This is a genomic window from Polaribacter sp. HA6-7, from assembly GCF_055693625.1.
Window position 1 is genome coordinate 604,861 of the sequence record NZ_CM146338.1, and the last position, 25,140, is coordinate 630,000.

16 protein-coding genes, 1 tRNA gene and 11 pseudogenes (1 of these 28 only partly in view) are annotated in these 25,140 nt (G+C 30.0%); 11 read left to right on the forward strand and 17 right to left on the reverse strand.

Annotated features, from left to right (window positions below; translation table 11 throughout):
• Positions 1-253: 253 nt before the first annotated feature.
• Both ACZ1HD_RS03410 and pyrF read right to left on the reverse strand, forming a co-directional pair.
• Positions 254-805, reverse strand: a complete 552-nt coding sequence (locus ACZ1HD_RS03410) for an ABC transporter substrate-binding protein (RefSeq protein WP_472688654.1) — start codon at positions 803-805, stop codon at positions 254-256.
• Positions 806-808: 3 nt separating this feature from the next.
• Positions 809-1,616: pseudogene (pyrF, locus tag ACZ1HD_RS03415) on the reverse strand (orotidine-5'-phosphate decarboxylase).
• 97 nt (positions 1,617-1,713) lie between these two features.
• Between pyrF and ACZ1HD_RS03420 the strand changes: the two are divergent.
• The 6 genes from ACZ1HD_RS03420 (at position 1,714) to ACZ1HD_RS03445 (ending at position 4,845) form a co-directional block, all read left to right on the forward strand.
• Positions 1,714-2,208: a TlpA family protein disulfide reductase gene (locus tag ACZ1HD_RS03420; protein WP_472688655.1), complete on the forward strand. Its 495-nt coding sequence runs from the start codon at positions 1,714-1,716 to the stop codon at positions 2,206-2,208.
• A gap of 113 nt (positions 2,209-2,321) precedes the next feature.
• On the forward strand, positions 2,322-3,080 hold the full coding sequence (gene tpiA / locus ACZ1HD_RS03425; RefSeq protein WP_340934984.1) for a triose-phosphate isomerase: 759 nt from the start codon (positions 2,322-2,324) through the stop codon (positions 3,078-3,080).
• 75 nt (positions 3,081-3,155) lie between these two features.
• Positions 3,156-3,989 carry a 50S ribosomal protein L11 methyltransferase gene (gene prmA / locus ACZ1HD_RS03430; protein WP_079738208.1) on the forward strand — a complete coding sequence of 278 codons (834 nt, stop codon included), beginning with the start codon at positions 3,156-3,158 and terminating at the stop codon, positions 3,987-3,989.
• Between the two features lie 20 nt (positions 3,990-4,009).
• Complete coding sequence (locus tag ACZ1HD_RS03435) at positions 4,010-4,285, forward strand: ATP-dependent Clp protease adaptor ClpS (protein WP_077811192.1); 276 nt, start codon at positions 4,010-4,012, stop codon at positions 4,283-4,285.
• A gap of 5 nt (positions 4,286-4,290) precedes the next feature.
• On the forward strand, positions 4,291-4,491 hold the full coding sequence (locus tag ACZ1HD_RS03440; protein WP_472688656.1) for a hypothetical protein: 201 nt from the start codon (positions 4,291-4,293) through the stop codon (positions 4,489-4,491).
• Between the two features lie 117 nt (positions 4,492-4,608).
• Positions 4,609-4,845 carry a PID-CTERM protein-sorting domain-containing protein gene (locus tag ACZ1HD_RS03445; protein ID WP_340934979.1) on the forward strand — a complete coding sequence of 79 codons (237 nt, stop codon included), beginning with the start codon at positions 4,609-4,611 and terminating at the stop codon, positions 4,843-4,845.
• A 251-nt stretch (positions 4,846-5,096) separates the two neighbouring features.
• Here ACZ1HD_RS03445 and ACZ1HD_RS03450 read toward each other — a convergent pair.
• The 3 genes from ACZ1HD_RS03450 to ACZ1HD_RS03460 all read right to left on the reverse strand — a co-directional run bounded on the left by ACZ1HD_RS03450 (position 5,097) and on the right by ACZ1HD_RS03460 (position 5,629).
• Positions 5,097-5,170, reverse strand: a tRNA-Arg gene (locus ACZ1HD_RS03450).
• Positions 5,171-5,229: 59 nt separating this feature from the next.
• Positions 5,230-5,421 carry a putative signal transducing protein gene (locus ACZ1HD_RS03455; protein WP_472689266.1) on the reverse strand — a complete coding sequence of 64 codons (192 nt, stop codon included), beginning with the start codon at positions 5,419-5,421 and terminating at the stop codon, positions 5,230-5,232.
• 55 nt (positions 5,422-5,476) lie between these two features.
• On the reverse strand, positions 5,477-5,629 hold the full coding sequence (locus ACZ1HD_RS03460; RefSeq protein ID WP_079738210.1) for an SsrA-binding protein: 153 nt from the start codon (positions 5,627-5,629) through the stop codon (positions 5,477-5,479).
• Between the two features lie 491 nt (positions 5,630-6,120).
• Here ACZ1HD_RS03460 and ACZ1HD_RS03465 point away from each other — a divergent pair.
• Positions 6,121-7,058 (forward strand): annotated as a pseudogene (locus ACZ1HD_RS03465) (calcium/sodium antiporter).
• Positions 7,059-7,116: 58 nt separating this feature from the next.
• Here ACZ1HD_RS03465 and ACZ1HD_RS03470 read toward each other — a convergent pair.
• Positions 7,117-8,140: pseudogene (locus ACZ1HD_RS03470) on the reverse strand (glutamine synthetase beta-grasp domain-containing protein).
• 166 nt (positions 8,141-8,306) lie between these two features.
• Between ACZ1HD_RS03470 and ACZ1HD_RS03475 the strand changes: the two are divergent.
• Both ACZ1HD_RS03475 and ACZ1HD_RS03480 read left to right on the forward strand, forming a co-directional pair.
• Positions 8,307-10,489 (forward strand): annotated as a pseudogene (locus ACZ1HD_RS03475) (glutamine synthetase III family protein).
• 69 nt (positions 10,490-10,558) lie between these two features.
• A pseudogene (locus tag ACZ1HD_RS03480) lies at positions 10,559-11,736 on the forward strand (AIR synthase related protein).
• Between the two features lie 64 nt (positions 11,737-11,800).
• Here the strand turns inward: ACZ1HD_RS03480 and ACZ1HD_RS03485 are convergent.
• Positions 11,801-12,232, reverse strand: a complete 432-nt coding sequence (locus tag ACZ1HD_RS03485; protein ID WP_340934970.1) for a hypothetical protein — start codon at positions 12,230-12,232, stop codon at positions 11,801-11,803.
• 94 nt (positions 12,233-12,326) lie between these two features.
• Between ACZ1HD_RS03485 and prfA the strand changes: the two are divergent.
• Positions 12,327-13,402: pseudogene (gene prfA, locus ACZ1HD_RS03490) on the forward strand (peptide chain release factor 1).
• Between the two features lie 128 nt (positions 13,403-13,530).
• Positions 13,531-13,686, forward strand: a complete 156-nt coding sequence (locus tag ACZ1HD_RS03495) for a hypothetical protein (protein ID WP_154066961.1) — start codon at positions 13,531-13,533, stop codon at positions 13,684-13,686.
• 222 nt (positions 13,687-13,908) lie between these two features.
• Here ACZ1HD_RS03495 and ACZ1HD_RS03500 read toward each other — a convergent pair.
• The 10 genes and pseudogenes from ACZ1HD_RS03500 to thrS form a co-directional block, all read right to left on the reverse strand.
• Positions 13,909-16,314: pseudogene (locus tag ACZ1HD_RS03500) on the reverse strand (glycoside hydrolase family 31 protein).
• A 275-nt stretch (positions 16,315-16,589) separates the two neighbouring features.
• Positions 16,590-18,498, reverse strand: a pseudogene (gene glgB, locus ACZ1HD_RS03505) (1,4-alpha-glucan branching protein GlgB).
• A gap of 33 nt (positions 18,499-18,531) precedes the next feature.
• Positions 18,532-19,794 (reverse strand): glucose-1-phosphate adenylyltransferase, encoded by a 1,263-nt coding sequence (locus ACZ1HD_RS03510; protein ID WP_472689267.1) that lies wholly within the window; start codon positions 19,792-19,794, stop codon positions 18,532-18,534.
• A 72-nt stretch (positions 19,795-19,866) separates the two neighbouring features.
• Positions 19,867-20,937, reverse strand: a pseudogene (locus ACZ1HD_RS03515) (glycogen synthase); the annotation flags it as partial.
• Positions 20,938-21,097: 160 nt separating this feature from the next.
• Entirely contained in the window at positions 21,098-21,196 is a 99-nt protein-coding gene (locus tag ACZ1HD_RS03520; protein WP_472688657.1) for a glycogen/starch synthase, read from the reverse strand.
• Positions 21,197-21,326: 130 nt separating this feature from the next.
• The gene (locus ACZ1HD_RS03525; protein WP_340934956.1) at positions 21,327-21,911 is read right to left on the reverse strand and encodes a hypothetical protein; all 585 of its coding nucleotides are present in this window, start codon (positions 21,909-21,911) and stop codon (positions 21,327-21,329) included.
• Positions 21,912-22,006: 95 nt separating this feature from the next.
• Positions 22,007-22,350: pseudogene (rplT, locus tag ACZ1HD_RS03530) on the reverse strand (50S ribosomal protein L20).
• Between the two features lie 94 nt (positions 22,351-22,444).
• A complete protein-coding gene (rpmI, locus tag ACZ1HD_RS03535; RefSeq protein WP_077811208.1) occupies positions 22,445-22,642 on the reverse strand; it encodes a 50S ribosomal protein L35 in 198 nt (65 codons plus the stop codon).
• Between the two features lie 33 nt (positions 22,643-22,675).
• Positions 22,676-23,173, reverse strand: coding sequence for a translation initiation factor IF-3 (gene infC, locus ACZ1HD_RS03540; protein WP_472689268.1), 498 nt, complete (start codon positions 23,171-23,173; stop codon positions 22,676-22,678).
• A 133-nt stretch (positions 23,174-23,306) separates the two neighbouring features.
• Positions 23,307-25,140: pseudogene (gene thrS, locus ACZ1HD_RS03545) on the reverse strand (threonine--tRNA ligase) (it continues 108 nt past the right edge of the window).

The following is a 25,140-nucleotide window of genomic DNA, read 5'->3' on the forward strand; positions in this document are numbered from 1 at the left end:
AAAAGGTGGTTTTTTTGTGCTAAATTTTAGTTTACAAAACTAATTATTTAAAGCATTAAATGATTCTATATCGTTTCTTAATTTTTTAAAATAATCAAACGCTTTTATAAGTCTGGTTCCGTACCAAGAAAAATATTCGCCATCAACCAAATATACTTTCGAGTTAGAAATAAAATCATTTTTATTTTTTTCTTTAAAAGGAAAAGGTTCTGATGATAAAAAGATACAATCTATGTTTCGGGTTTTTAAATCATCAATGTTTATCTCTCGGATATCGACTTAAATTTTTATAAATATTATTAAAATTATTTATTTCTAATAAGTGATTAATGAATGTGTTATTAGCAGCAATCATCCATGGGTTTTTCCATATAAAATAAACAACATTTAAGGTAGGTTTATTTTTAATAAATTGATTGAAATCGTTCAATTTTAATTCAATTTCTGATATTATTTCAGAAGCTTTATCTTCACAAAAAAGAATTTTTCCGTAATAATCAATTAAATTAAGTACGTCTTTAATAGTAAACAAATCAGAAACATAAGTTTTAGTGATTTTGCTGCATTTTGTTACGATTTCTTTTGTATTTTCTTCTTTATTGCAAAGAATAATTGTTGGGTTTAGGGCTTCAATTTTATCTATCTTGATATTTTTTGTGCCACCAACAACTGTTTTTTCTTTTAAAAGATTTTTAGGATGTACACAAAACTTTGTAATACCAACAATTTGAGCTTCTAAACCTAAATCGACGAGCAGTTCGGTTATGCTAGGTACTAATGATATGATTCTTAAATCGTCTTTCAATACTTATATTAAAGTAGCCATTTTAACCTGAAGTTCTTCAGCTTTTTTAGCAGCTTCATTGGCAAAGTTTACATCTTTAGAAGCATATATAATTCCTCTAGAAGAATTTATTAAAAGTCCGATGTTTTCTGATAAACCATACTTACATACATCCTCTAAATTACCGCCTTGTGCACCAACACCTGGCACAAGTAAAAGAATTTGGTACTATTTTTCTAATTTCTTTAAAATATTCGGCTTTTGTTGCTCCAACAACATACATTAGATTTTGAGAGTTTTGCCAGTTTTTAGAAGTTTCTAATACGTGTTTATAGACTTCTAAATCATCAATTTTTTTTGTTTGAAAATCAAAAGCACCTTCATTAGAAGTTAATGCCAACATAATGGTGTGTTTGTTTTCAAAAGCTAAAAAAGGTTCTACGGAATCTTTACCCATATATGGCGCAACAGTTACAGAGTCAAATGCTAAATCTTCAAAAAAAGCTTTTGCGTACATTGTAGAGGTGTTTCCAATATCACCACGTTTTGCATCTGCAATTGTATAAATTTCTGGATAATTTTTATTTAAGTAATTAATTGTTTTTTCTAAAGATTTCCATCCTTTTAAACCATAAGCTTCATAAAAAGCGGTATTTGGTTTATAGGCAACACATAAATGGTGTGTAGCGTCAATTATTGCTTTATTAAATTCGAAAATAGGATCTTCTTCTTTAAGCAAATGTTCCGGAATTTTGTTTAGATCTACATCTAATCCGATGCATAAAAACGATTTTTTCTTTCTAATTTGAGCTACTAATTCTTGTGTTGTCATAATTTTAATAAAGTTGTACAAAAATACTTAATTTCACTTTAATTTGTAAGATTTAATAAGTAAAGAAGACCATAAAATAAATTATTATGTATCTCTGATGAAAAAAATCTTATTAATTTTAGTAGTAATCATTTCTAGTTGTAATTTAGAAAAGCCAACCGAATTTTCAAATTTAGCTTTAGAAGAAGTTGTTTTTGATTTAAATGGATCTCAAAAAACATTTAAAAGTGTTTTAAATCAATATAAAGGTAAGAAAATTGTAATAGATGTTTGGGCCTCTTGGTGTTCAGATTGTTTAAAGGGTTTGCCAAGTGTTAAGAATCTTCAAAAAGAATATCCGGATGTAGTTTTTTTGTTTTTATCTGTGGATAAAAGTCAAACGGCATGGAAAAATGGAATTAGAAGGTTTCAAATTAATGGAGAACATTATAATTTACCTAAAGGAATGAACAACGGCGACTTTGTGGATTTTATAAACCTTAGTTGGATTCCTAGGTATTTAGTTGTTGATGTAAAAGGAGGAATCTTACTGTTTAATGCAACAAGGGCTTCAGATAGAGCTATTGTATATGCTCTAAATAAAGCTATATAAATCGTTTTAGTAACTAATTTCGATTGTAACTAATAATTTAAGTTCCATTTCTTAAATTTACATCAGAAATTAAAATTAAAAATATAGCTGTTAAGGCTTTTAAAATAATAATTATGAGAACAAAGATTGTTGCAGGAAATTGGAAGTTGAATAACAATAAAGAAGAAAGTAAAAGTTTAATAAAATCATTAAAAAAAGCGATTAAAAATTTACCGTTAGAAAATACACGTGTAATAGTAGCGCCTACTTTTGTAAACTTATCATCTTCTGTTAAAGCGGCAAAAAAATCTGTGATAGAAGTAGTTGCTCAAAATATGCATCAGGCTAAAAATGGTGCCTTTACAGGTGAGGTTTCTGCAGATATGTTAAAAGCTATCGGAGTAGAAACTGTAATTTTAGGTCATTCTGAAAGAAGAACTTATTTTAATGAAACTGATGCTGCATTGGCAGAAAAAGTGGATGCGGTTTTAGAAAACGGTATGGAAACAATTTTTTGCTTCGGCGAATTGTTAGAAGATAGAAAGTCAGATAATCATTTTAAAGTAGTAGAAAGCCAGCTTTCTAACGCTTTATTTCATTTAGAAGCAAAAGATTGGGGTAGCATAATTTTAGCTTACGAACCAGTTTGGGCAATAGGTACAGGTGAAACTGCAAGTCCAGAACAAGCACAAGAAATGCACGCTTTTATTAGAAGTATTATAGAGAAAAAGTATACTAAAGAAGTAGCAGATAGTGTTTCTATTTTATATGGCGGAAGTGTGAAACCTGCAAATGCTGAAGAAATTTTCTCTAAACCAGATGTAGACGGAGGATTAATAGGAGGAGCAGCTTTAAAAGTAGAAGATTTTACAGGAATTATTAATGCTATCTAATTAGGTAACTTTAAAAGAAAACCAATAAATTTGCATCGAGATATTTTCTCGATGCATTTTTTTGATATAATAATTATGGATAACATATATATAGAGTACAATTTTACTGTTTCACCAAAAGAACCAGCAACAGAAATTTTAATAGCAGAGTTAGGAAACGTTGGTTTTGAAAGTTTTGTAGAAAATGAAAACGGAGTAACAGCTTATATTCAGAAAAGCGAATGGAATAAAGAAATTCTAGAATCTATTTTTGTTTTAAATTCTGATGAGTTTTCTATAGAGTATTCAAAAAATGAAGTAGAACAAACTAACTGGAATGCAGAATGGGAAAAAAACTTTACACCAATCAAAGTAGATGATTTAGTTAGTATTCGTGCACCTTTTCATGAAAACCCTAATTTAAAATATGATATTGTTATAGAGCCAAAAATGAGTTTTGGTACAGGTCATCATGAAACTACACATATGATGGTACAACATTTAATAAATTTAGATTTAGAAGGTAAATCTGTTTTAGATATGGGATGCGGTACAGGTATTTTAGCAATTTTTGCAGAAATGAAAGGAGCTTCTAAGTTAGAAGCTATAGATATAGATAATTGGTGCTACGAAAATTCATTAGAAAACGTAGCTAGAAATAATTGTAAGAATATTGCTGTTTTTGAGGGAGATTCATCATTATTAATTAATAAAAAATTCGATGTAATTATTGCAAACATTAATAGAAATATCTTATTAATGGATATGAAAATCTATACAGAATGTTTAAATGAAAACGGCGTTTTGTTATTAAGCGGGTTCTATGAAGATGATATTCCTGTTATAGATGCAGAAGTTTCTAAATACAATTTAAAGCTAGAGACTTTTATTAAGAGAAACGATTGGGTGGCGTTAAAGTACAATAAATAAATTTTTAATATATTTATAATATGAGCACAAAAGAAAAAAATCAAGAAGAGGTAGACGTATTAGAGCAGGAAGTTTTTCAGCACGAAATAGTTTTGCATAATGATGATGTGAACACTTTTGATCATGTAATAGATTCTTTAGTAAGTGTTTGTGATCATACAGTAGAGCAAGCAGAACAATGTGCAACTTTAGTGCATTATAAAGGTAAGTGTACTGTAAAGTCTGGTGAATTTAAAGATTTAGAGCCAAGATGCTCTAAATTATTACAATTGGGTTTATCAGCAGAATTAATATAAGGTGTATGGAAAACGTTTTTAAGTATTTCGAATTTTCTGACTTTTTTAAAGATGAGTCAGGTTCTTTTTCCGGGAATGAAATTTGTTTTACAGATTTAAATGAAACTCATTTTTTAATTTTCGAGAAAGAAGATTCAATATATAATTTATATGTTTCTAAATTTTCAAATAAAAAAGAAGTAGGGCAAAAGCGCCGGAAATTTTAGAACTAGTAGTTCAAAATTACGATAAAAGTAAACCGAGAACATAGAATTGCATTGAGGCAATATTTAGGCTAAACTTGAGGTAAATCTCAAGTTTTTTTATTTTTTTATAAAAACCATGTGACTTTTATATTCGTATGTGTCTTATATAATAGAAAGCAAGAAATGAATTTAAGATTTATAATAATATTTGTAGTGGTTTTGACGGTTCCTTTTTTAGGTTACAGTCAAATGGTTCCACCTCCAATTCCACCGCCACCGCCACCAGGTCTTCCAATAGATGGTTTTACAGGTGTCTTATTGGCTATAGGTGTAGCTTATGGTTCAAAAAAATTATTTAAAGATAGTAGTAGTTAGTTTTAATACTAAGTTTGGTTAGATAAAAGGCCTTAAACGAAAGTTTAAGGTCTTTTTGTGTAAAAAAACCCACTTCAAAAGAAGTGGGACGCTTATTGCGTAAAGATAAGGGGTATAATATATTGTTATAAATTTTAAGAATAGTATTAAAAACTTAAATTTAGTTAATTGTTTTTGAATAATAACTATTAAAACGGATTTAATTTTTTAATTAAATAAAAAAGCTTCCATATAAATGGAAGCTTTTTTTGTGACCATGCTAGGATTCAAACCTAGAACCTCTTGAGCCGTAATCAAGTGCGCTATTCAGTTGCGCCACATGGCCTTTTTGCGGGTGCAAATATAAATGCATTTTTTTAAACTAAGAAATCTTATGCGGTTTTTTTACGAATTTATTTCTTTAGCATACGTATCTATAATAGTTTGGGCTTTTTCAATATCAGATTTTAAGATAAGTAGTTCAACAGCTGTTCTATGTTCTCCAAAGCCACCTAATCCGGCCGATTCTACTCTATCTTTAATTATTGAACCTATGTTGATGCTGTCTAATCTGTTTTGTAGTCCTTTTACAATAATAAAAGAACCGAGAGAATATTGTTACATGTTCTGTTTTCATAATATATAGTTTTTTTTATTCTAATGAGTTCTGTGTTACAAAAGCTCGCCAACCAATGATAGCCATTTGCAGTTTTGTAGCTTTAGAGAGATCTAAACCTCTTTTAGTATAAGAAGGTAGAAAAAGTTTATTAATTTTTGCAAGAAATTTAAATACTCGTTTTTTCATTAGATGTTAATTTCAATATCAAATTTAATGAAAATAAACAACTCTTTTTAAAGAGTTGCTTTATATGAAGATTAGAATAGTACAGAAAAAATAATGTCTGCAATATCTTTAACGGTTTTTGTAATAATAAGTATCATAATATAAGTTTTAAAAGTTAATAAATTGAGGTAATTTCGAAATTGTCTTATCAATATATATAGATTGAAAGCTTGCTACCAAACACTTTAATACTTATTTATTAGATTGATTTTAAGTTTGTAATTAAAAAATAATAATTAGTTATAATATGTAACTTAGTATTCTTTATATAAGTTTGTTTTATTAATCAGTAACTGTAATAATGTTTTAATATGTAATTAAATTAAGCGTTTTATTTTATTGTTTTTTCAAAATAAAGCAAAACAGATATTTTATATGTAGTATTTTTCGCTTTCTATCTTTTCACTTTATCTTAAAGTGATAATAATGTATCTTCGCAAAAAACAAATTTTATGAGTATTTTTTATGTAATTATTGGTTTAGTTATGTTGGTTGTTGGTGGTGAGTTTTTAGTAAAATCTTCTATAGGTTTGTCATTTAAACTAAATATATCTAAAATGGTTATTGGTATGACGGTAGTTTCTTTTGCTACTTCTGCACCGGAGTTACTTGTAAGTTTACAAGCTGCTTTAGATGGCTCTCCGGCAATTGCTATAAATAATGTTATTGGTTCTAACATTGCAAATATTGGTTTGGTTTTAGGTATTACAGCGATTATTGGGCCAATAGCTGTAGATAAAGGATTCTATAAATTGAATTGGCCGGTTATGATGGTGTTTTCTTTGGTTCTTTATTATTTTTAAAAAATGACAATATTTTAACTACAGCAGAAGGAATTATTTTATTAGTAGGTTTAGCTATTTTCTTATTTGTTTTAATAAGGAATGCACGTAAAGAAGATGTTTCTTTAGAGGATGTTGATGAAGCTTTGGAGTCAATTGGTTACGGCAAAATTTTTATTTGGTTGTTAATTGGAGCTATTGCACTTTATTATGGATCTGAATTTCTAGTTGACGGAGCCAAGGATATTGCTAAAAACATGGGGGTAAGTGAAGGAGTGATATCAATAACAATGATTGCGATAGGAACTAGTGTACCAGAATTGGCTGCATCTGTAATAGCGGCTGTTAAAGGAGAAAAAGCAATATCTCTAGGTAACTTAATAGGTTCTAATATATTTAATATAGCATCTGTACTAGGTGTAACATCTTTAGTTAAAAACATCTATGTTACAGAAGATCAAATTTTGTCAAGAGATATCTTTTGGATGCTAGGTTTTGCTGCTGTTTTAATTCCTTTAGTTTTTCTGCCTAAAAAGTATATTTTAAGTAGGTTTAAAGGTATATTTCTATTTATTGCTTATGTACTATTTATCTATTTAGTTCTTTAAAAATTAGACATAAAAAAAGCTCGCAATTTGCGAGCTTTTTTAGTTTTGATTATTAGTCTTAGCTAATGTTTGCAGACTTTACAGTCTTTATAATTCTACCAGCAATTTTGTATGGATCTCCATTAGAAGCAGGTCTTCTGTCTTCTAACCATCCTTTCCATCCTTTTTCTACTGTAATAATTGGTATTCTAATTGATGCTCCTCTATCAGAAATTCCCCAAGAAAAATCGTTAATAGATGCAGTTTCATGATCACCAGTTAAACGTTGGTCGTTAAACTCACCGTAAACAGCAATATGTTCTTTTACAACTGGTCTAAACGCTTCACAGATTTTACCATAAATTTCTTCAGAACCACAAGTTCTTAAAACTTCGTTAGAGAAGTTTGCGTGCATACCAGATCCATTCCAATCCATATCTTTTCCTAATGGTTTTGGATGGTAATCGATATAGTAACCATATTGTTCAGTTAATCTATCTAATAAGTAACGTGCAATCCGGATTTCATCACCTGCTTTTTTTGCTCCTTTAGCAAATAATTGGAACTCCCATTGACCAGATGCAACTTCTTGATTGATACCTTCAAAATTTAAACCTGCATCAATACAAAGATCTGCATGTTTTTCAACTAAAAGTCTTCCGTGAGTATTTTTTCCACCTACAGAACAGTAATACATTCCTTGTGGAGCTGGATAACCACCAATAGGGAAACCTAAAGGTAATTGAGTTTTCGTATCCATAATAAAGTATTCTTGTTCGAAACCAAACCGAAATCGTTATCATCATCATCAATTGTAGCTCTACCATTAGAAACGTGTGGTGTTCCGTCTGCATTTAAAACTTCAGTCATAACTAAATAACCGTTTATTCTCGCTGGATCTGGATAGATTGCAACAGGCTTTAATAAACAATCAGAGTCACCTCCGAAGCTTGTTTTGTAGATGAACCATCAAAAGACCAATTACTTAATTCTTCAACTGTTCCTTGAAAGTTTTCATGTTCTTCAACTTTGGTTTTACTTCTCATGTTCTGAGTAGGGTAATAACCATCTAACCAAATGTATTCTAATTTAATTTTTGCCATAATAAATAATTGTGTATGATGTTAACATTACAAAAATGAAATATTTTACCTACATATCAAAAAAAATAGGGGTAAAATGTCTAATTTTGTAAAAAAATAATTTAATCCCTAATTTTAATGGGGGTCATTTATTTAAAAGTAAAAAAAGACTTAAAAAAATAACAATATGTCAATTATTAGGTTCAATGCTTTACAGGAAACTTTAAGAAGAAAACCAATTAAAGTACAACAAAGTGAAAAAAGATCTACTCTTTTTGGACAGAATGTGTTCAATAAATATGCTATGCAACAGTATCTTACACGTTCTGCCTATGAAAGTGTAATGAATGCTATTGAGCATGGTACAAGAATAGATAGAAAAATTGCAGATCAGGTTGCAGTTAGTATGAAAGATTGGGCCATGTCTAAAGGTGCTACTCATTATACGCATTGGTTTCAGCCATTAACAGGCGCAACTGCAGAAAAGCATGACGCTTTTTTCGAGTCAATAAATGGTAGTTTAGCAATGGAAAAGTTTGACGGAGAACAATTGGTGCAACAAGAACCAGATGCTTCTAGTTTTCCTACAGGTGGTATAAGAAATACTTTTGAAGCAAGAGGTTATACTGCTTGGGATCCTACATCGCCTGCTTTTATTTACGAAAGAACATTATGTATACCTACTATTTTTGTTGCTTATACAGGTGAGGCTTTAGATAATAAAACTCCTCTTTTAAGAGCTTTACAAGCTATCGATACGCACGCTACAGCTGTTTGTAAATATTTTGATAAAACAATTAGCAAGGTAAATGCAACTTTAGGTTGGGAGCAAGAATTTTTCTTAGTTGATAATGCATTGGCATTGTCTAGACCAGATATTCAATTAACAGGTAGAACATTATTAGGCCATTTTTCTGCAAAAGGTCAACAATTAGACGATCATTATTTTGGTATTATTCCGGTGAGAGTTATGAGCTTTATGCAAGATTTAGAAGAAGAGTGCATGCTTTTAGGAATTCCTGTAAAAACAAGACATAATGAAGTCGCTCCAAATCAGTTTGAAGTCGCCCCAATTTTTGAAGAAGCAAATTTAGCAGTAGATCATAATTCTTTACTGATGGATGTAATGCAGAAAGTTGCAAAACGACATAATTTTAGAGTTCTTTTTCACGAAAAACCATTTGCAGGAATTAACGGTTCGGTAAACATAACAACTGGTCTTTATCATTAGATAATGGTACAAATTTGCTAAGTCCAGGTAAAACGCCGATGAAAAACCTACAATTTCTTACATTTTTTGTAAATACAATTAAAGCGGTTTACGAATATGAAGAATTGTTAAGAGCTTCTGTAGTATCTGCAGGAAATGATTTTAGGTTAGGAGCAAGTGAAGCGCCACCGCCAATAATTTCTGTATTTATAGGAAATCAATTATCCGCAGTTTTAGATGAATTAGAAAATGTTACTAAAGGTAAATTATCACCTCAAGAAAAAACAGATTTAAAATTAAATATCATTGGTAAAATTCCAGAGATTTTATTAGATAATACTGATAGAAATAGAACTTCTCCTTTTGCTTTTACTGGAAATAAATTTGAGTTTAGAGCAGTAGGTTCTTCTGCAAATTGTGCAGGACCAATGACTGTTTTAAATACAATTGTTGCAAAACAATTAAAAGAATTTAAAATTGAAGTAGATAAATTAATCGAAACAAAAAGTCTTAAAAAAGACGAAGCAGTCTTTAATGTTTTAAGAGAATATATTAAAGAGTCTAAAAAAATTAGATTTGATGGAGACGGTTACGGTGATGCTTGGGAAAAAGAAGCTATAAAAAGAAGATTAAGTAATAATAAAAATACACCAGAGGCATTAAAAATTATTACTTCGGATAAAGTTGTAAGCTTATACGAAGAAATGGATGTAATGAGTAAAGTAGAAGTAGAGGCTCGTTACGAAATAAAATTAGAAGAGTACACCAAACGAATGCAAATAGAAAGCAGAGTTTTGGCAGATGTTGCAAGAAACCATGTTGTGCCAACAGCTATAATTTATCAGAATACATTATTAGAGAATACTAAGAATTTAAAAGAAATTTTTGGAGATGAGTTTAAAAGGATAGCCAAAGAGCAAGTAGAATTAATTATGGTAATCTCCAACCATATTACAGAAATTAATGCTTTGGTAATTAAAATGGAAGAACAAAGATCGAAAGCAAATAAGCAAAATGGGTTAAAATCTGCACAACAATATTGTAATAAAGTAAAACCTTTTTTCGAAGAAATTCGTTTTCATTGCGATCAATTAGAAACAATGGTAGATGATAATATTTGGCCTTTAACAAAATACAGAGAGCTGTTATTTACTAGATAAAAATATAACAGAACAAGTATGGCTTTTTTAATCAAAAGACTAAATTTGCATCAACAACAACACAACAACATGAGTAAAGAAGTTTCTAAAAGATACGCACAAAGAGGTGTTTCTGCATCTAAAGAAGATGTACATAATGCTATTAAAAATATAGATAAAGGTTTGTTTCCGAAGGCATTTTGTAAAATTGTGCCAGATTATTTAACAAACGATGATGACTATTGCTTAATAATGCACGCAGATGGTGCTGGTACAAAATCTTCATTAGCATACATGTATTGGAAAGAAACTGGTGATGTTTCTGTTTGGAAAGGTATTGCTCAAGATGCATTAATAATGAATATCGACGATTTATTATGTGTTGGTGCTACAGATAATATTATGTTATCGTCTACTATTGGACGAAATAAAAGTAAAATTCCTGGTGAAGTTTTATCAGCAATTATAAATGGTACCGAAGAATTAATTGAAGATTTAAAGAAATTCGGAGTTACAATTCATTCTACAGGAGGAGAAACTGCAGATGTTGGAGATTTGGTGCGAACAATTATTGTAGATTCTACAGTAACTGCAAGAATGAAACGTACTGATGTAATTGACAATGCAAATATAAAAGCTGGTGATGTAATTGTTGGTTTAGAGTCTTTTGGACAAGCAACTTATGAAACTGAATATAATGGCGGAATGGGTTCTAACGGATTAACTTCTGCTAGACACGATGTTTTTCATAAATATTTAGCAGAAAAATATCCAGAAAGCTTTGACGCGGCTGTGCCAGAAGATTTAGTGTATTACGGTAATACAAAATTAACAGATAAAGTAGAAAATTCTCCTATCGATGCAGGTAAATTAGTTTTATCTCCAACAAGAACATACGCGCCAATTATTAAAGAAATTTTAAATAATTTTTCTTCGGATAAAGTGCATGGTATGATTCATTGTTCGGCGGAGCGCAAACTAAAATTTTACATTTTGTAGATAATTTACACATTGTAAAAGATAACATGTTCGAAATACCACCTTTGTTTAAATTGATACAAGAACAATCTAAAACAGATTGGAAAGAAATGTATCAAGTATTTAACTGTGGTCATAGAATGGAAGTGTATGTTTCTCCGGAAATTGCAGAAAATATTATAGAGATTTCTAAATCTTTTAATGTTGATGCTAAAATTGTAGGTAGAGTAGAAGTATCAGAAACTAAAAAATTGACAATAAAAAGTGAGTTTGGTACTTTTGAGTATTAAGCTTATTAAAAAAATAAATTTTACTAAAAACTCTAAACATTACCGTTTAGAGTTTTTTATTGAATTATCTTTTCTTAAAAACGAAATCAATCTTAAAATCGTTGTTAGAAACTTCGGCTTTTAAAAGTTTGTTCTCTAGGTAGTATTTTATTTTTGTGGGAAACTCATTTTCTAAATTCTCACAAATAAAAGAAGTGTCGGTTTGTTTTGTAAATTTAAAAAGAGTAGCAGTTTCATTTACGCCTGTAACTTTTAAATATAAAGTATCTTTTAAATTAATAATTTCCATTTGTTCGTAAAAAGTGGTGTCTTTACCTTTTAGAGTAATCCCTTCTCCTGTGAAATTTTTATGCCAAGTTTCTAATGTTAAAGTGCTATCTGCTTTTTCTACTCGAATCCATTTTCCTATTAAAAATGAAGGTTTTTCTAATATTGTTTTTTCTTTATTACAAGAAAAAATAATTAAGAAACAGCATAAAATTAGTGTTGGTTTCATTTTTAAAATTTAGAAATATTCAAATATACTCAAAACGAAACATTTAACTTTCCGATAAAAATTGTAAATTCGCAATCCAAGAAAAGAGTAGAAGATGTTAGATAAATTAAGAATTGTTAAGCAACGTTATGATGAGGTTTCTGATTTGATTATTCAGCCGAGAAATTATCATGGATCAAAAGCGTTACGCGCAATTAATGAAAGAATATAAAGATTTAGGTGATGTAGTTAAAAAGGGTGATGAATATCAAACTTTAACAAACAACATCGAAGAAGCTAAAGAAATTTTAGCCGACGGTTCTGATGCAGAGATGAACGAAATGGCAAAGATGGAAATTGAAGAAGCTAATGTTAGAATTCCTCAATTAGAAGAGGAAATTAAAATATTATTAATACCAAAAGACCCAGAAGATTCTAAAAATGCGGTTGTAGAATTACGTGCAGGAACTGGTGGAGATGAAGCAAGTATTTTTGCAGGAGATTTATTTAGAATGTATTCTAAATATTGCGAAAGTAAAGGGTGGAAAGTTTCTACTGTAGATTATTCTGAAGGAACAAATGGTGGTTTTAAAGAAATTCAGTTTGAGGTTTCGGTAATGATGTATATGGTACTTTAAAATTTGAAGCGGGTGTACATCGTGTACAAAGAGTTCCGCAAACAGAAACTCAAGGTAGAGTTCACACATCTGCAGCAACATGTATGGTTTTTCCTGAAGCAGAAGAATTTGATGTAGAAATTAATCCGAAAGATGTAAGAATAGACTTTTTCTGTTCTTCGGTCCTGGTGGGCAATCTGTTAACACTACATATTCTGCTGTACGTTTAACACACATTCCTACAGGTTTAGTGGCGCAATGTCAAGATCAAAAATCGCAACATAAAAATAAAGAAAAAGCATTTAAAGTTTTACGTTCTAGATTGTATGATATGGAGCTAGAAAAGAAAAATGCAGAAGATGCGTTAAAACGTGGTTCTATGGTTTCTTCCGGAGATAGAAGTGCAAAAATTAGAACGTATAATTATGCACAAGGTAGAGTTACAGATCATAGAATTGGTTTGTCTTTATATGATTTACCAAATATTGTAAACGGTGATATTCAGAAAATAATTGACGAATTAATGCTTGCTGAAAATACAGAAAAGTTAAAGAGTTTAAATGACGGAATTTAATTTTATCGTTAATTCATAAAAAAAGCCTTAGATTTAAATCTGAGGCTTTTTTATTTCAGGTATTTTTTAAATGATATGAATTAATTTAATTTTTAAGTTGAAGTTATCTTTACATAAAAACAAATTTTATGATAGCTACAAAAATTATAGGATTAACTTCTGCGTTAACAAAGAGTAAGAAAGCAAAAATAGGTTTACTTTTATTAGAGATTGCAATTATTGCAGTAGCTTATAAAAGTAATAAACAAGAAAAAGCAAGTTTAGGTACTGATGAAAGTATGTAAAATAAAAAAGCGATTAAAGTTCATTACAAACTAATAACCGCCTTTTTCGTGTTAAACAAATATTCGTTAAAAAATCCAATAAATTATACAATTTGGGGGAATTTGATCTAATAACACTACAAAGATATAGTAGTTAAGAGTATCTCACAATCCCTGAAATCAGTGAAATTTTAGTATCCCCGAATTCAGGGATACATAACCCTGAATTCAGGTATAAGTAAACTAATTTCCAAATAAGTGTAATTCTGTAAACTCTTTATTTATAGTGATAGATTGATTTTTATCACTATTAATATTGTCTAGTTCAATTTCAACATTATCTATTTGAACAGATTGAATTGCAAATGGTAAATTATGAAAGTTGATTTTAAAACTATGATAGTTTGCATCAAAATCTCCAGATTTGTGTTGTTGTAAAATTAATTCTTCTTTTTTACCAGTAACTTTAAAAGTTCTTAAACTAAATCTTCCTTTCTTATAGTCGTAACCATCGTGAGCATCGTCAAATAATTGAGAGGTTTCCTTTCCTTTTTTGTAATAAACATCTAATGTTATTTCATCAAATTCTTTTTCACCCACATATTGTTGTACAGGATATTTAGGAATAACAGCACCTTCTTTAATAAAAATTGGCATGCTATCAATATCTGCATCTACCCACATTTCTTTACCACCTTCTACAACTTCGTTTGTCCGAAGTTATACCATTTTCCTCTTGGTATATACATTCTTCTACCTTTGGCATTCGGTTCTATAATTGGACAAATTAAAATTTGTTCTCCGTAAACAAACTCATCACTTCTATAATGTGTAGAGGTATCTTCTTGATCGTATAAAACCAAAGATTTTAAAATAGGACTACCATCATTTATATATTTCCAAAAAGCGGTATATAAATAAGGCAATAATTGATATCTAAGTTCCACGAATTTTCTAACAATATCTGTTATTTCAGTTCCAAAAACCCAAGGTTCTTGATCTCCGTGATCTCCGGAAGAATGTACTCTACAAAATGCATGAAATACACCTAACTGAATCCATCTAGCAAATAATTCTCCTTGAGGTTGTTCTGCAAAACCACCAATATCACTTCCGGCAAAAGAAAAACCGAGACATTGCCATTCTTTGGGCTTGATTGTTTGCAATTGCTAAATGTTCCCAAGTTGCAACATTATCTCCCATCCAGGTTGATGTGTAACGTTGTGCACCGGAATATGCAGATCTTGTAATTACAAAAGGTCTTTTTGGATATGCATATTTTTTTAAACCATGGTAAGTTGCACGTGCCATTTGTGTCCCATAAATATTGTGTGCTTTTCTATGAGAACAAGGGTTGCCATCATAATCATGACGCACATCATTTGGAAAAGATTTGTTGGGAACATCCATTACTGCAGGTTCGTTCATATCATTCCAAACTCCTTTTACACCAATATCTTCTATCAATTCTTTAAACAAACCGAGACCACCATTCTCTAACCTCGGCTTTGTATAATCAGGAAAATAACATTCACCAGGCCAAACTTTACCTTTCATATAAGGTCCGTCTGCTCTTTTACAAAAATAATCTTTGTCTAAAGCTTCTTTAAAAACGTCGTATTCTAAATCTATTTTAATTCCTGGATCTATTATTACAACAGTTTTAAAACCATCGTCTTCTAATTCTTTCACCATTCTCTTAGGATCTGGAAAATGATTTTTATCCCAAGTAAAACATCTAAAACCATCCATATAATCGATGTCTAAATAAATTGCATCACAAGGAATTTGTAAATCTCTAAATGTTTTTGTGATTTGTTTTACATTACTTTACGGGTAATAACTCCATTTACATTGATGAAAACCTAATGCCCATAACGGTGGTAATGCATGTGGTTTACCTGTTAAATCTGTATAATTTTTAACAACATCATCCATTTTTGGTCCGTAGATAAAATAATAATTCATTTCACCACCTTGCGCCCAAAAACTTGCTACATTTCTTCTTTCATGTGCAAAGTCAAAATGAGTTTTAAAAGTATTGTCAAAGAAAACTCCGTAAGATTTGTTGTCTTGTATTGCTGTATAAAACGGAATTGCTTTATAAATAGGATCTGTATTTTTACCAAAAGCATAAGAATCTGTTGCCCAATTTTCGAAACGTTTTCCTTTTAAATTTACTTCTACAGGTTTGTCACCTAAACCATAAAAGCTTTCTCCTTTTTGGCAGATTTTACTCATTTTTACAATGTCGCCACCAAACTCATAGCTTTCTTCCCAATGAAAACCAATTTCGTCTTCATTAATAAGTTTATTGTCAAGAGCATCGAACAATTTTACTTGTAAACTTAGTTTTTCTACTTTACAGATAAGTTTAGATGTTGTAATGATATAATTTTTTTCATCTTCTGATACATCTAAAAAACTATATCCTCTGCTAGCGTGTATAGTAACACCATAAGAAAAATCATTTTCGAATTTACCAGTTGTGCTGTATCGAAAACGAATTACACTGTCTCTAACAACAGTAACTTGTAAAACAACACCATTTTTTGTGTTAAAATAAAGTGTATCTACATCCTTTTGGTAACTTATTATTTCTGATGGAAATAAATTTCCTTTCTGTTCTAATTCTGTATTAACAATCATAATCTTGGTTGTTTAAATATTCATTCAAAAATCGTTAAAGTTTTAGATTTTTTAGTAATAAAAATGTTATTTCTACGATAACGTTTAAGTCTGTGTTAAAAACAAAAATATTACTTATTTATTTAAAAATTAGGCAAATAAGATTTCTTTTCTATGTTAAGAAAAGATTTTTTAAAGTCTTAAAAATGACGTTTATTTTTGTGAAGTTTAAAATTTAAATCCTCTTTTTTTATGATACTATTAGTATTTTTATAAAGAGGATTTATATTTTAAGTTTATTTAAATTTGAAAGCTAACATACTTAGCGGGGGTAAGTTTAATTCGATTGAATTTAATCTATTATTCCAACTTTTTTTATTAGATTTTAGTTTAACGTTTTTGTAATTATTGGTTCCATTAAAAATTTGCTTATCACTATTAAAAACTTCTTTTAATGTACCCGATTTCGGTAAGCCAATTCTGTAATTTTCTCTAGGAACAGGTGTTAGGTTTAAAACAATTATTACATCATTTTTTGGTTCGTTTCCTTTTCTGATGAAAGATAGTACAGAATTCTCATGATCGCCATGATCTATCCATTCGAAACCTTCAAACGAAAATTGTTTTTGATGTAAAGCTGGTTCTGTTTTGTAAAATAAGTTTAGTTCTTTAACCAGATTCTGAACACCTTTATGAACATCATGTTCTAATAAATGCCAATCTAAACTTCCGTTAAAATTCCATTCACTTGTTTGACCAAATTCTGCACCTTGAAATAAAAGTTTGGTTCCTGGATGTGTATACATAAAACTATATAATAGCCTTAAGTTGGCGAATTTTTGCCACTCATCACCAGGCATTTTCTCTACAATTGCTTTTTTTCCGTAAACAACTTCGTCATGCGAAAGCGGTAGCATAAAGTTTTCTGTAAATGCATAATTTAAACTAAAGGTTAAATCGTTTTGATGATGTTTTCTATAAATTGGTTCTTTGGCAAAATAGTCTAAAGAATCATGCATCCAACCCATCATCCATTTCATTCCAAAACCTAAGCCATCAGAAAAAACAGGACTAGAAACTTTAGGAAAAGATGTTGATTCTTCTGCAATTGTTTGAACATCTGGGTAGTTTTCGTAAACGGCAACATTCATTTCTTTAATAAATGCAATTGCTTCTAAGTTTTCTCTACCACCAAATTCATTAGGTTCCCATTCGCCATCTTTTCTAGAATAATCTAAAAATAACATGGATGCTACAGCGTCTACTCTTAAACCGTCTGCATGATATTGATCTAACCAAAACAATGCATTGCTTATTAAGAAAGACTTTACTTCATTTCTTCCGTAGTTAAAAATTAAACTTTTCCAGTCTTGATGATATCCTTTTCTAACATCTCGGATGTTCGTATAAATTAGAGCCATCAAAAAATCCTAAACCATGTGCATCCGAAGGAAAGTGAGACGGAACCCAATCTAAAATTACACCAATATTATTTTCGTGAAATTTATCTACTAAATATTTAAACTCATCAGGATAACCAAATCTAGATGTTGGCGCAAAATAACCCGTTAATTGATATCCCCAACTTGGATCATAAGGATATTCCATTATCGGCATAAATTCTACGTGTGTAAAATTCATTTCTACCACATAATTTACCAATTCTTCGGCCAATTCATTATAACTTAAAAATCGATTTTCTTCAATTTTTTGTTTCCAAGAGTTTAAATGAACTTCGTAAACGGAATAAGGAGCGTTTAAAGCGTTCTTTTCTTTACGAGATTTCATCCATTTTTTATCTTTCCAAGAATAATTGTCTTCCCAAACTATTGATGCTGTTTTTGGTGGATGCTCGCATCTTCGAGCATAAGGATCTGCCTTTTCTGTTACAATATTGTTATTGTTACTTTGTATTTTATATTTGTAAACACTTCCTTTTTCTACAAAAGGGATAAAGCCTTCCCAAATACCACTAGAATCCCATCTTACATTTAATTGATGTTCTTTGTCATTCCAATAATTAAAATCTCCTACAACAGAAACTTCTTTAGCACTTGGTGCCCAAACTGCAAAATAGGTGCCAGTTATACCATCAACTGTTGTAATGTGCGAGCCAAATTTTTCATATAATCTGTAATGCTTACCAGCTTTAAATAAATTAATATCAAAATCTGAAAATAGAGAATGTGCTATAACTTTAGACATGTAATGCTTTTAAAAATTGAAAATAAACAGATATTAAATTATTGTTCCTTTGGGTATAATTGCACCTTTTTTAACAACAACAATTCCTTCTTTAATTTGATAAGTTTCTGTTTCGATATCTTCTAAATGTGGTCCGCCATTAATTTTAGTATCATCACCAATTCGACAATTTTTATCTATAATACAATTGTTAATTGTACATCTGTCTCCAATACCAACTTGATTTTCGATATTATTTTTTTTGATGTCTTCTAATGATTCGTAAAAATCGTTACCCATCATGTAAGTATTTGTAACGATTGTCTCTTTACCAATTCTAGAACGAATACCAATCACAGATTTTTCTATTTTTTCTGCATTTATAATACATCCATCAGCAATTATTGTTTTGTTAAGTTTTGTATTAGAAATTTTTGATGTTGGTAAAATTCTCGCTCTTGTATAAACTCTGTTTTCGTCGTATAAATTAAACTTAGGCAAATCGTCGGTTAGTCCTAAGTTTGCTTCGAAAAACGAATCAATGTTTCCTATATCTGTCCAATAACCTTCATATGGATAACTCATTGTTTTGTGTTCTCCAATTGCTTGCGGAATTATTTCTTTACCGAAATCGATAGTATCTGGGTTGGCCATTAATTCTACCAACAATTCTCGATTAAAAATATAAATTCCCATAGATGCTAGGTAATTTCTACCTTCATCTTTCATTTCATCACTCACATCAGATGTCCAATCTGGTAAAAGCTCTGCGTTTGGTTTTTCTATAAAAGAAGTTATTGTGTTGTTTTCATCTGTTTTTAAAATACCAAAAGAAGTTGCGTCTTTAGCATTTACAGGATATGTTGCTATCGATATTTTTGCGCCACTTTCTTCGTGTTTAGCAATCATATCTCTAAAATCCATGTTATATAATTGATCTCCTGATAAAATTAAAGCATATTTAAAATCGTGTTCTAAAAAATGATGCATGCTTTGTCTTACAGCATCAGCAGTTCCTTGAAACCATTTATCACTTTCCATGGTTTGTTCTGCTGCTAAAACATCTACAAAAGCAGAACTAAAAAAGCTAAAATGATATGTATTTTTTATGTGCTGATTTAAAGAGGCAGAGTTAAACTGAGTTAAAACATACATTCTTTTAATATCTGCATTTATACAATTTGAAATAGGAATATCTACCAAACGGTATTTTCCTGCAATTGGTACAGCAGGTTTAGATCTATCTTTAGTTAAAGGATACAATCTAGAACCTTGACCACCTCCTAAAATAATTCCAAGTACTTTGTCGTTTATCATTTGTTTAATTTTTAAAGAATTATATAAATTGACATATTCTCTAGCCGAATTGCTCCAAGAATGGTCTATTTGCATTATATTTTGAATGTTATTATTAAATGTTTGCTTGTCTTTATAAAAGTCTGTAGCTCTTAAAATAGCATTGGTAACATTAGAAACTGTTACGCCTTTATGACAAATTCCGAAGCCATTTTGATCTTTAATATCTACAATTGTATCTTTTAAACCACCAATGGCGTTTACAACTGGCACAGTGCCGTATCGTAAAGAGTACATTTGATTAAGCCCACAAGGTTCTACGCGAGATGGCATTAATAAAAAATCTGCAGCAGCATAAATTATATGTGCTAATTTTTCATCATAACCAATAAATGTGTTAAAGTTGTTTTTAGGTATTTTGTTAAGCTTTTCTTCGGTTTCTTTATGACCAGAACCTAATAAAAATATAGAAATATTATTATTGGATAATGCAGTTGTAAAAATCTCTGGAAATAAATCTGCACCTTTTTCACCAACTAAACGTCCAATAAAAGCAAACAGAGGTTTATCGATATCTAAATTATATTTATCACAAAGCCATTTTTTATTAGCTAGTTTTCCTTTTTGGGCATTTTCAATAGTATAATGTTCTATTAAACGATTGTCTGTATTAGTGTTCCAAACATCTGTGTCGATTCCGTTTAATATACCAATACATTTTTTGCTTTCATGACTTAATAATGCCTCTAAACCATTGGCATTATTTTTTAATTCTTCCATATAAGAAGGCGATACCGTTGTAACTTTCCACGTACATTTAATTGCTGCAGCTAACGGATTTATGCTTCCGTCCCAATCTAAAAGACCAACTTTTGTAAAATCGAACGGAGGAATTAAATTTACTTTATCATGAGAAAACCAACCTTGGTATTGTGCATTATGAATAGTTAAAATGGTTGGCGTATCTTTTAAAGCTATGTATTTATGACATTGCGAAACCATAAAAGGAATTAATCCTGTATGGTGATCATGAACGTGCAGAATATCTGGTTTATTATCTAGGGATAAAATCCAGTCTAAGGTGGCAATTTGAAACGCTAAAAAACGATTTGTATCATCATTAGAATAAACATATTCTTTATAAGTTAAATCTGGTATGTCAATAAAAAAATGTCAAAACCTAAATCATTGTCTTTAAGTTTTAAAACCTTAAAGTTGTAATAGTTGTGTCCTAAAGCGATAAAGTTTTCATGAATTTTATCAAAAGAATTTTCTTTAGTAAACTTATTATTGTAAAAAGGCATTACCACATTACTGGTAGTGCCTATTTCTTTTGGTACTTTGGTAAAGCACCTACAACATCTGCGAGACCACCTACTTTTGCAATAGGAAAGCACTCTGCACTAATATGTAGTATATTCAAAACTTATTTAGTTGATTAGTTCTTAAAGTTACAAAATATAAGTAGAACTATAAATTTTGAATGCAAAAATTAATATTAACCTAAGAATCAGTTATTTAATTTATATTTATCTCAATTTAACTAATTTTAATTACGAATTTCTTTGTTTATTAATTTCGTCTTGTAATTCTCTTCTAAGTTTTTGTTCTCTTTCAATAGATTTTTTTCTATGTTTTTCATATTCAGATTCTACCTCTATAAGATCACTTTTAGCTTTTTTAGTAAGTATATTGTTTCTAGTGTATTTAAATATAAAATAGGCTAGACTTAGTAACAAGACAAGTATGATTGTCCATAATATTAGGTTGTACGTTGTTTTACTAACTTGTGCACCTAATAAAGATATAGAACCTTCTTTCTTTATTGCAGTTGCTAACTTGTTTTTTGTATCGTTAAGCGTTTCTAAAGTTTTTTTTGTGTTTTCTCTTTCTGTATTTAGAAGTCCGTTCTTTTCGATTACTAATTCTTTAGAATTTTTAAGAGAATCTAAAACATTTTGTTTTAACTGTAAAAACTTGTCTTTACTTATAACCTTATATGTTTGGTAAGTTGTAGAAGTTCTATATATTTTATCGAACTGCCCGCTAAGTGATGTGTCTTCTGGTTTTGTAGTTTCTTGTGCAATTGAAATTACAGTAATAAATAAAGCTGTAAGTGTTATCAGTTTTAATCTCATTTTATAATATTTGATATAATTTTTAAAATAATAAAAGTAATAAAAAAACCCAAACGTATACGTTTGGGTTTTTATTATAAGCAAGTAATTTATATTTATTTAATTTTCTCTACAACTGCCTTAAAAGCGTCCGGGTTGTTAACAGCTAAATCAGCTAAAACCTTACGGTTTAATTCGATATTATTAGCTTTTACTTTCCCCATAAACTGAGAGTAAGACATTCCGTGTAAACGAGCTGCAGCGTTAATACGTACAATCCATAAAGAACGGAAGTTTCTCTTATTGTTTTTACGGTCACGGTATGCATAAAGCATTCCTTTTTCAACCGCATTTTTTGCTACTGTGTAAACGTTTTTTCTACGTCCGAAGTAACCTTTTGCTGCCTTCAAGATTTTTTTCTTCTTTTTCTTGAGGCTACTGAATTTACTGATCTTGGCATAATTTCAATGTGTTTTGTAGTAGGCGATTCTTTTCAGAATACTTTTCATATTTGGCCTAACTCCATGGTTAATAATTAAATTCCCTGGTTAAACTTATTTTAAGTTTAACTGTTGCTTAATGTTAGACTCATCTGCTTTATGTACTAAAGCTGCATGAGTTAACTTTAATTTACGTTTTTTAGACTTCTTTGTTAAGATGTGACTTTTAAACGCGTGCTTTCTTTTTAATTTTCCAGTACCAGTAACTTTAAATCGTTTTTTGGCGCTAGATTTTGTTTTCATTTTCGGCATTTCTCCTTCGTTTTTATCTTGCTTATAAGATTGTTATTTTACTTTTTTAGGAGCAATAAACATAATCATACGTTTACCTTCTAATTTAGGAAGCTGCTCCACTTTACCATACTCTTCTAATTCTTGTGCTAACTTTAAAAGTAAAATTTGTCCTTGTTCTTTAAATATAATAGAACGACCTTTAAAGAATACAAACGCTTTTAATTTAGCTCCTTCTTGTAAGAATTTAATGGCATGCTTTTTCTTAAATTCATAATCATGCTCATCTGTTTGAGGTCCAAAACGTATTTCTTTAATAGTTACTTTAGTAGCTTTAGATTTTAAAGCTTTTTCACGTTTCTTTTGCTCATACAAGAATTTCTTGTAATCAATAATTTTACAAACAGGTGGTTTCGCTTTTGGTGAAATCTCTACCAAATCCAATTCCTGTTCTTCGGCTAATTCTTTAGCTTTAGCTAAAGAATATACACCAACTTCTACATTATCGCCCACAAGACGAACTTCGTCAACATATTTTATTTTTTCATTAATCCTATGTTGATCTTCTTTGATTACTCTTAACGGTCTTCTCGACCTACTTCTACGTATTGCTATGACTTATAAATTTAAATTATACATTTAGTTGTGTTACCAACCTTTTATTTTTGTTGAAATTCAAAATTAATTAAAATTTCTTCAATGTTTTACTTTCTTCTGTTTTAATTAAAGAAATAAATTCTTCAATTGTAAAGGTTCCAATATCACCTTCTCCATGTCTTCTTACAGAAACTGTGCCATCTTGTTCTTCTTTCTCACCAACAATTACCATAAAAGGTATTTTGCTTACTTCTGCATCTCTAATCTTACGACCAGTTTTCTCACTTCTATTGTCTACTAGGGCGCGAATTTCGGAATTTTCTAACGATTCTAAAACTTTTTCTGAATATTTTTGATATTTATCACTGATTGGCAATAAGATAACTTGATCTGGAGTTAACCAAAGTGGGAAATTTCCGCCTGTATGTTCTAATAAAACAGCAATAAATCTTTCCATAGAACCAAAAGGTGCTCTATGTATCATTACTGGTCTGTGTTGTTGATTGTCAGATCCTTTATAGGTCAAATCAAAACGCTTAGGTAAGTTGTAGTCTACTTGTATTGTACCAAGTTGCCAGCTTCTACCTAAAGCATCTTTTACCATAAAATCTAACTTTGGACCATAAAAAGCAGCTTCACCTTCTTCTACAACATAATCCAATCCTTTGTCTTTTGCTGCACTAATAATTGCATTTTCTGCAATTTCCCAAGTGTCGGTATCTCCAATGTACTTCTCTCGGATTGCTTTTATCTCTTATAGAAACTTGAGCTGTAAAGTCTTCAAAACCTAAAGATCCAAATACATAAAGTACCAAATCAATTACATCTTTAAATTCTTGATCTAATTGTTCTGGTGTACAAAATATATGTGCATCATCTTGAGTAAAACCTCTTACACGTGTTAAACCATGTAATTCTCCACTTTGCTCATACCTATATACTGTACCAAATTCTGCAAAACGTTTTGGTAAATCTTTATAAGAATATGGTTTAAAATTGTATACTTCACAGTGGTGAGGACAATTCATTGGCTTTAGTAAGAATTCCTCATCCATTTTAGGAGTTTTTATTGCCTGAAAGCTATCTTCTCCATATTTTTCATAATGACCGAAGTTACATAAAGCTCTTTTTGACCAATATGCGGTGTCATTACCATTTCATAACCAGCTTTTTTCTGAGCTGCTTTCAAAAAGTTTTCTAACCTAGAACGTAAAGCAGCACCTTTTGGCAACCATAAGGGTAAACCAGCGCCAACTTTTTGTGAAAAAGTAAAAAGTTCTAATTCTTTACCAAGTTTTCTATGATCACGTTTTTTAGCTTCTTCTAAAATTTGTAGATATTCAGTTAACATTTTTTGTTTCGGAAATGAGATTCCGTAAACTCTTGTCAATTGATTATTCTTTTCATCACCACGCCAGTAGGCACCAGCAACACTCATTATTTTTATCGCTTTTATAATTCCAGTATTAGGAATGTGCCCTCCTCTACATAAATCTGTAAAATTGCTATGATCACAAAAAGTTATATCACCGTCAGTTAAATTCTCTATTAATTCAACTTTATATTCATTGTTTTCTTTCTTATATAACTCTAATGCATCTGCTTTAGAAACAGATCTTAAAGAAAACTCATGTTTACCACGAGCTATTTCTAAAAATTTAGTTTCTATTTCTTTAAAGTTTTTATCAGAAATTATTTCATCGCCTAAATCTACATCATAATAAAACCCATTTTCTATTGCGGGTCCTATTGTTAGTTTTGCTTTAGGATAAAAACTTAAAATAGCTTCTGCTAAAACGTGAGCAGATGAGTGCCAAAATGCTTTTTTACCACCTTCGTCATTAAATGTATATAAAATTAAAGAACCATCGGAGGTTAACGGAGTGGTGGTTTCAACTGTTTTATCATTGAAATTTGCAGAT

What these genes read in the sequence shown, in the direction of transcription:
- ACZ1HD_RS03420 (WP_472688655.1), top strand. Translation starts at nt 1,714, where the DNA reads ATGAAAAAAATCTTATTAATTTTAGTAGTAATCATTTCTAGTTGTAAT.
- tpiA (WP_340934984.1), top strand. Translation starts at nt 2,322, where the DNA reads ATGAGAACAAAGATTGTTGCAGGAAATTGGAAGTTGAATAACAATAAA.
- prmA (WP_079738208.1), top strand. Translation starts at nt 3,156, where the DNA reads ATGGATAACATATATATAGAGTACAATTTTACTGTTTCACCAAAAGAA.
- ACZ1HD_RS03435 (WP_077811192.1), top strand. Translation starts at nt 4,010, where the DNA reads ATGAGCACAAAAGAAAAAAATCAAGAAGAGGTAGACGTATTAGAGCAG.
- ACZ1HD_RS03440 (WP_472688656.1), top strand. Translation starts at nt 4,291, where the DNA reads ATGGAAAACGTTTTTAAGTATTTCGAATTTTCTGACTTTTTTAAAGAT.
- ACZ1HD_RS03460 (WP_079738210.1), bottom strand. Translation starts at nt 5,629, where the DNA reads ATGAAAAAACGAGTATTTAAATTTCTTGCAAAAATTAATAAACTTTTT.
- ACZ1HD_RS03485 (WP_340934970.1), bottom strand. Translation starts at nt 12,232, where the DNA reads ATGAAACCAACACTAATTTTATGCTGTTTCTTAATTATTTTTTCTTGT.
- ACZ1HD_RS03495 (WP_154066961.1), top strand. Translation starts at nt 13,531, where the DNA reads ATGATAGCTACAAAAATTATAGGATTAACTTCTGCGTTAACAAAGAGT.
- ACZ1HD_RS03510 (WP_472689267.1), bottom strand. Translation starts at nt 19,794, where the DNA reads ATGATAAACGACAAAGTACTTGGAATTATTTTAGGAGGTGGTCAAGGT.
- ACZ1HD_RS03525 (WP_340934956.1), bottom strand. Translation starts at nt 21,911, where the DNA reads ATGAGATTAAAACTGATAACACTTACAGCTTTATTTATTACTGTAATT.
- rpmI (WP_077811208.1), bottom strand. Translation starts at nt 22,642, where the DNA reads ATGCCGAAAATGAAAACAAAATCTAGCGCCAAAAAACGATTTAAAGTT.